The 7,257-nt window shown below is 70.3% G+C and carries 6 protein-coding genes; 1 reads left to right on the top strand and 5 read right to left on the bottom strand.

The genetic code is table 11. The features are described 5' to 3' along the window. Positions 1 to 128: 128 nt before the first annotated feature. A complete protein-coding gene (locus AB0K00_RS51085) occupies positions 129 to 794 on the bottom strand; it encodes a TetR family transcriptional regulator (protein WP_363538017.1) in 666 nt (221 codons plus the stop codon). 109 nt (positions 795 to 903) lie between these two features. Here AB0K00_RS51085 and AB0K00_RS51080 point away from each other — a divergent pair, with 109 nt between their 5' ends. Further along, complete coding sequence (locus AB0K00_RS51080) at positions 904 to 1,851, top strand: SDR family NAD(P)-dependent oxidoreductase (protein WP_363538015.1); 948 nt, start codon at positions 904 to 906, stop codon at positions 1,849 to 1,851. Positions 1,852 to 2,116: 265 nt separating this feature from the next. Here AB0K00_RS51080 and AB0K00_RS51075 read toward each other — a convergent pair whose 3' ends face one another. The 4 genes from AB0K00_RS51075 to AB0K00_RS51060 form a co-directional block, all read right to left on the bottom strand. After that, entirely contained in the window at positions 2,117 to 2,719 is a 603-nt protein-coding gene (locus AB0K00_RS51075; protein WP_363538013.1) for an ATP/GTP-binding protein, read from the bottom strand. Next, positions 2,700 to 3,077, bottom strand: a complete 378-nt coding sequence (locus AB0K00_RS51070) for a DUF742 domain-containing protein (protein ID WP_033358337.1) — start codon at positions 3,075 to 3,077, stop codon at positions 2,700 to 2,702. Before AB0K00_RS51070 ends, AB0K00_RS51075 begins: the two co-directional genes overlap by 20 nt. Before the next feature lie 98 nt (positions 3,078 to 3,175). Further along, on the bottom strand, positions 3,176 to 3,580 hold the full coding sequence (locus AB0K00_RS51065) for a roadblock/LC7 domain-containing protein (protein WP_033358336.1): 405 nt from the start codon (positions 3,578 to 3,580) through the stop codon (positions 3,176 to 3,178). Further along, on the bottom strand, positions 3,577 to 7,059 hold the full coding sequence (locus tag AB0K00_RS51060; protein ID WP_363538011.1) for a sensor histidine kinase: 3,483 nt from the start codon (positions 7,057 to 7,059) through the stop codon (positions 3,577 to 3,579). Before AB0K00_RS51060 ends, AB0K00_RS51065 begins: the two co-directional genes overlap by 4 nt. Between the last annotated feature and the right edge of the window lie 198 nt (positions 7,060 to 7,257).

The following is a 7,257-nucleotide window of genomic DNA, read 5'->3' as shown; positions in this document are numbered from 1 at the left end:
GGCCCGCTTTTCCCAACCCCCCCCCGCCCGCCGCCCCCCCCCCAACACCCCCCAAACCCGGGGGGCCCCCCCCGGGGTGGGGCCCCCCCTCACTGCTGTCCTGCTCGCCGCCGTCCGGCCGGCGCAGCTCAGCGGCGGGGTAGCACGCCCAGCAGGGTCGCGGTCAGGGCCAGCTTCAAGGCGTCCTTCAGCTCCAGGTGGAAGCGGGCCAGGTCGGGCTCGGCCTGGTAAGCGGCCTGCAGGCTGGGTGGCGGTGTGCTGTACGCCGACAGCGCGCCGGCCATGACCATGGTCTGCAGGCTGAACAGTGTTGCGTCCTCGCCCAGCTCCGGCAGGTACCGCTGGATCAGGGCGGTCATGGTCGTCAGGCGTTGCAGGGAGGCGCGCTTGTAGCGTGCTACGACCTCGACGGAGACGTTGTGCTCCAGGACGCTGCCCTGCGCGCCGAAGAGGTCGCACAGCACCACCCGGCTGGAGAGTGAGCGGCTGAGGATCTCGGCCACCGCCGCCGCCCGCTCGGCCATGGGGAGATCTTCGTCGATGCCAGCGGCGAGCTCGCCGGCCAGTTCCGCCAGCCAGTCCCGCAGGAAAAGATCCAGCAGTTCCAGCAGCACCGCCTCGCGGGACTCGAAGTAGCGCAGCACGTTCGGCTTCGCCAGGCCCACCCGGCGGCTGAGCTCGTTGAGGGTGACCGCGGCCACCGGCATCTCGTCGAGCATCGCCGACGCCATGTCGAGGATCGCCCGCCGGCGGACCTCCCGCTGCTCTTCGGTTCGCGCCCGCTGGAACGTCACGATCACCAGCCTAACTTACGTACCTGCGGTACGTTGACAACGTACCGATAGTACTTTAACGTTGGCGACACAAGATACCTTCGGTACGTTAGTGAGTTGGGAGCCTGACATGAGCGAGAAGTGGACGACGGCGAACATCCCGGACCAGCGCGGGCGGGTGGCCGTGGTGACCGGAGCCAACACCGGACTGGGCTACGAGACCGCCAAGGCACTCGCCGAGCGCGGCGCGTCCGTGGTGCTCGCCGTGCGCAACGTCGAGAAGGGCGAGCAGGCCGCGGCCCGCATGACCGGCGACGTGACCGTGCAGGCGCTGGACCTGACCTCGCTCGACTCCGTCCGGGCCGCGGCGGCGGCGCTGCGGTCCCGGCTCGACCGGATCGACCTGCTGATCAACAACGCCGGCGTGATGTACACCCCGAGGCAGAGCACCCGGGACGGCTTCGAGATGCAGTTCGGCACCAACCACCTCGGCCAGTTCGCGCTCACCGGGCTGCTGCTGGACCTGATGCTGCCGGTGCCCGGCTCACGCGTGGTGACGGTCAGCAGCACCGGCCACCGCATCCGGGCCGCGATCCACTTCGACGACCTGCAGTGGGAGCGCTCATACAGCCGGGTCGGCGCCTATGGCCAGTCCAAGCTGGCCAATCTGATGTTCACCTACGAGCTGCAGCGCCGGCTCGCCACGCACGGCACCACCGTTGCGGTGGCCGCACACCCCGGCCTGTCCAGCACCGAGCTCGCCCGCAACACCCCCGCGGCCCTCCGGCTTCCGCTCACCTGGCTCGCGCCGCTGATCACCCAGACGCCGGCGATGGGCGCGCTGCCCACCCTGCGCGCCGCCACCGACCCCGCCACGCTCGGCGGCCAGTACTACGGCCCCGGCGGACGCAACGAGATCAAGGGCCACCCCCGGCTGGTCACCTCGAGCGCGGAGTCCTACGAGGTGGCCGTCCAGCAGCGGCTGTGGGCCGTCTCCGAAGACCTCACCGGGGTGACGTTCCCCGTCGCTCAGCCCAAGCGGCACTCGCTTCCCTCCGGGTCGGCCATCACGGCGTAGGAGGCGCCGGCTCGTCGCAGCGCATAGGGGTCGTCACCGGCCTCAGGAGCACGGTGGACGCCAGCACCGCGCATTTCCATGAATGAGGGTGGCCCGCGCGGTCGCCGGGCTCTCAGAGCCAACCAGACGGTCCGCTCGCCATCCCGGCGGGTGATCTCCCGCGCCCGGGCGCACAGACAGGCGCGCGCACCGGGTCCGCCGTGCTGAGGGGGCGGACGCGGTGCGCGCGTGGACGTGCGAGAGAGGGGTGGGTGGTGCGGGGGTGTTACGCGGGGGCGGTCGCCCGGGTGCGGCGCATCGAGAGCACGTACTCGACCAGCGAGATGAGCACGTTCTTCGTCGACTCGCGGGTGCGGGCGTCGCAGGAGACGACCGGGACCTCGCTGGAGATCGCGAGCGCCTCACGGACGTCGTCAGCGTTGTGATACTGCACGCCGTCGAAGCAGTTGATGGCCACGAGGTAGGGCAGCCGCCGATGCTCGAAGAAGTCGATCGCGGCGAAACAGTCGGCGAGACGCCGGGTGTCCACCATGACGACAGCGCCGATGGCGCCGCGGACCAGTTCGTCCCACATGAACCAGAAACGGGTCTGGCCCGGCGTGCCGAACAGGTACAGGATCAGGTCACGGTCGATCGAGATACGACCGAAGTCCATCGCGACCGTGGTCGTCGTCTTACCGGGGACATTGCGGGTGTCATCCACACCGACGCCGGCGGACGTCATGATGGCCTCGGTGGTCAGCGGCGTGATCTCCGAGACCGAGCCGACCAGTGTGGTCTTGCCCACGCCGAACCCTCCGGCGATGACGATCTTCGCTGACGTGACCCGCCCTGGGCGGACTGCCACGTCAGAGCCTCCGAAGTCCACTCAGCACCCTCTCAAGCAGTTCTGTGCCCACCGACTCGTTTTCGTCGAGCGAGGTCGGCTCGTACACCGCGACGAGTCCGTCGGCAGCCATGTCCGCAACGATGACCCGCGCCACACCCAGCGGTAGCTGCATGCGCGCCGCGATCTCAGCGAGAGACTGCAAGCGACCGTCGCAAAGCGTTGAAATGTATTGCTGTTCTTGTCCGTGAGCGCCGCCCGGCCGAGAGTTGGCCGCTCGACCACGAACAGTGGTCTCGACCAGCGCCTCGATCGCAATATCCAGCTTTGGCCGGGTGCGACCTCGGGTGACGGCGTACGGCCTGACCAACGCGCCAGTTGGTTCATCACGCTCGGCCATGGTCGCCGTTCACCTCCTCACTCGTCGGGCCTCGTCAACAGCTAATGCGTCAACAGCTATGTCGTCATGAGCTAACGCGTAAAGCACCTAGTTCAGTTTCAGCCGAGCATCGATGCCGTCGGCCGGGGTGGCGGTGTCAAAGCGTCACCGACCCGGTCGACCAGCAGCGCCATTTCGTATCCGACCTGACCGACGTCGCAGGCGCGGGCCGCAAGGACCGCGAACGAGGAACCGTCGGAGATCGACATGAGGAACAGGAAGCCGTTGTCCATTTCGACGACGGTCTGCAGCACCGCGCCGCCCTCGAAACAGCGGGAGGCGCCCTGTGTGAGGCTCACCAAACCGGAGGCGATCGCGGCGAGCTGGTCGCCTCGGTCGCGCGGCAGGTCACGAGAGGCAGCCAACAGCAGACCGTCTGCCGAGACGGCTACCGCGTGCGCAACCCCCGGCACTCGGTCCGCGAAGTTGGCGAGCAGCCAACCGAGATCCTGCGTAGATGTCATGCCTCTTGCTCCTTGCCAACCTGCGAGTTTTGAGGCCCGGCCGAAGTGGGCTCCGGGGTTTTCGAGTCGTCGGACCGGGTGCGGCCGCGCTGAACGCCTCGGTGATACGCGGACAACAGACCACGCACGGACTCCGGTGTGCGCCGGTGCACCGTGGCAGGGTTCTTCTCCACCCCGCCGGGGACCAGTTGCGCTTGCGGCACGCGTTTTGGCAAACCCGTGTCGGTCGTCGCAAATTCCTGTTCCTCGGCAAGTGCGGCGGCCGCTTGCCATCCTTCGTCTGCCGCAGTCTGCCAGTTTACCGCCGGACCGCCGGATGCCCGGTCGGCCGAACCTCGCGAAGCTTCACCCGGAACCCGGGTTTCAAATCGCTGCGGCGGCACGTATGCCGTGTCGCTGTAGGTCACTTCAACCGGCCGCGTCGCCGAGCCGCCGTTGGCCGCCGGTGCCGGCGCCGGCGGCGCCGCCGCGGGGGCCGGTGCGGCGGCGACGGGCTCGTCGTCGAAGGTCGGGCGCTTGCTGGTGGTCTGGAACCAGGCCGACTCCAGCTCGCGGAAGATCGGCAGCTCCATCGTCTCGTCGACGAAGCGCTGGCGGGAGTCGCCGGCGTCGCTCTCGGAGACCGAGGGGTCCCAGTCGAGCCGCACCCGCGGAATCTCCGCGGTCATGTCGACCGGCGGGTATGCCTCGGGCTGCGGCGGCGCGTAGGCGTCCGCCTGCTGGGCCGCCGCGGCCGCATACCGGTCGGGCTGCGGCGCGCCGGGCGCGGGCGCCGTGGGCGCCGGCGGCCAGGCGGGCGGTGCCGCCGAGGCCGGTGGCGGCCCACCGGCGGCGTACGCCGCGGGAGCGTCATAGCCGCGCGGTCCGGGGACCTCGGGGCGCTGCCGTGGGATCTGGCCGCTGACCTCGTCGTCGGCCTCGCCGTCGACGTCCCAGTTTTCGTTGGCGCGGCGCTGCGGCAGCGGGTTGAGGTCGCCGGGCGACTGGCGACCCTGGTCGCCGTCGACACCGGTCAGGTCGGACCACGCGGGCAGGCTGCGAGCCGGTCCGGGTCCGGGTCCGCCGCCGAGCGGCGGGCGGCCACCGAAGCCACCGTCGCGCGGTCCGGGACCGGTCTCCCGCGGGCCGGGGCCGCGACCACCGGCGAAGCCGTCGCGCGGCGCGGGGCCGGAAGGCCCTTGACCGAAGCCGCCGCCGTCGTGGAAGGCGCTGGGCCCACCGTACGGAGGTTGCCCGTTGGACACCGGCGGCGTCTCCCGCCGCGGCGGGGCGCCGTTGGCGAAGCCGCCGTTGACCGTCGGCCGCTCGCCGGTGTGCGGACCGGAGCCGAAGAGGCCGCTGCTGGTGAGCGTGCCGAAGCGCGGGCCACCGCCGTTGCCGCCGCCGACCGGGGCCGGACCGCTCTCCAGCGCCAGCGGCGAGGCAAGCGGGGACCGCGGCGCGGGCGTCGACGGGATCGGCCGGGCCTGGACCATGTCATTCGGGCCGACGGCGGGCATGCCCGCGGTCGGCATGCCGGCGTTGGCGCGGCCGGACAGTGCCCTCGGCACGAGGACCCCGGCGGGCAGCGTCATGTCGGCGATGGTGCCACGCTCCCGCGCGGCCCGCAGCTCGACCTTGACGCCGTGCCGGGCGGCCAGCCGGGCGACCACGACCAGGCCCATCATCCGGGAGACGGCGACGTCGACCATCGGAGGATTGGCGAGGCGCTCGTTGAGCTCGTTGAGCTGCTCCGGCGAGACGCCGATGCCGTGGTCCTCGACGAGGAGGACGGAGCGGTCGCCGACGCGGCGGGCCTCCACGATGACCGCGGAGTCCGGCGGGGAGAAGGCGGTCGCGTTGTCGAGCAGCTCGGCGACCAGGTGGACCATGTCGTTGACCGCGTGGGCCGCGATCTCGATGTCCCGGTCGATCATGCCGAACTCGATGCGCGTGTAGTGCTCGACCTCGGACTGCGCGGCGCGGAGCACGTCCATGAGCGGTGCGGGCTCGCGCTGGATGCGGGTCGAGTCGGCGCCGGCGAGGACCAGGAGGTTCTCGTCGTTACGGCGCATCCGGGTGGCGAGGTGGTCGAGCTGGAAGAGCTCGGCCAGCCGGTCCGGGTCCTCCTCGCCGCGCTCCAGGCGGTCCAGGTGACCGATGAGCCGGTCGACCAGGATCTGGGAGCGGCGGGCGAGGTTGACGAACATCGTCGCGACGCTGGCCCGCAGGGCGGCCTGCTCGGCCGCGGTGCGGACGGCTTCGAGGTGGACGGCGTTGAACGCCTCGGCCACCTGACCGAACTCGTCGCGACTTCGGACCGGTAGTGGCTCCGCGATCTGCAGCGCCAGCTGGTGCGGCGACATCTGACCGGCGAGCGCCGGGTCACGCAGCCTCTGGACGGCCTGGGGCAGCCCGTACTGCGCGACGGTCAGCGCGCCGTGGCGCAGCTCCCGCAGCGAGCGGGCCATCGACCGGGCCACGATCCAGGCGAAGAGGATGGCCAGCAGCAGCATGCCCAGCAGGGCGCCGGCGGTGACGAGCACCTGGCGCTGCAGGTCGTTGCGGTGCGCGGTGGCGTCCTCGATGTTGTGCTCGTCGAACTCGATCTCGATGCCGCGCAACAGGTTGGCCTTGTTGACCATCGCGTTGTCCCAGTCGGCGGTGCCGAAGAGCTCCGTCGGCGGCGGCAGGGTCTCGGTGGTGAGCGGGGTGAGCTTGCCCTCGAACTTGGCCGCCTCACGCAGGTCGGAACCGGCGATCTTCTTGTCGAAGAGGTCGCGGTGCCACGGCTCGGAGACGACCCGGAACTGCTCCTCGGCCTGCTCCTGCCCGTTGAGCGCGGAGTCGAACTCCTTGCGCAGCTGCGGGGTGAAGGCCTTGGTCGTCAGGACCCGGAGCACGACGACCCGCTCCAGGGAGACCTGTTCCTTCATCTCGGAGATCGCCGCGGCGGCGCGCATGTCAGCGCCCAGCGCCGGGTTGTTGGACAGCTCGGCGGCGGAGTCGCGGATGCTCAGCAGGTCGTCGATGAGCGTGCGATACCGGCTCACGACGGTGCTGGCGAGAATCTCCTTGCCGCCGTCACTGATCTGTTTGCGCATGCCCGGCAGGTCGAGCAGCTGCGTGTCGATCGAGGCGAGCTGCTTGCGGAAGTCCTCCGGCGGGTCGGCAAGGCCGGACCGGGTGAGCCGGTAGTCCTTGCTGGCGTCCTCGGTCTTCTGGATCTGCCGCTCGAAGGTGGCCTTGGCCTCGACGTTGGACGGCAGGTCGAGCACACCGAGGAGCAGCGCCGCGTTGGCGCGCTCGCTCTGCAGTTCGTGCACGAGCGCAGAGGCCTGGGCCGACAGCCCCGAAAGGGTGCGGGCCCGGTCGGCGTCGTTGGCCTGACCGATGTTGTTGACGAGGCCGTTGGTGCCGACCACGATCGTCGCGATGATCGGGACGATCATGATCAGGCCGAGCTTCGACCAGATCGGCAGGTCTCGGAGCCGGCCCACCGGGAGACGCAGACGCGACGAGACCGGCTCCCGCGTCGTTGGCCGTTTGCTCACTTCACCGCCCTCCGAACCGGGGCCTTGTGAAACAGCAGGCACCCGCGACCGGCCGACCCTACTGGGCCAGACCTCCGAGATTCCACCATGTCCCGTCGCAAGAAGAAAGCCCAGGCCTCCCGCTAGCCGTTATGTTCCGAGTCA

This window comes from Dactylosporangium sp. NPDC049525, assembly GCF_040676755.1.
Classification (GTDB): domain Bacteria; phylum Actinomycetota; class Actinomycetes; order Mycobacteriales; family Micromonosporaceae; genus Dactylosporangium.
Note: the sequence above shows the minus strand (reverse complement) of the source record. Positions and strands in the feature narration are given on the sequence as shown.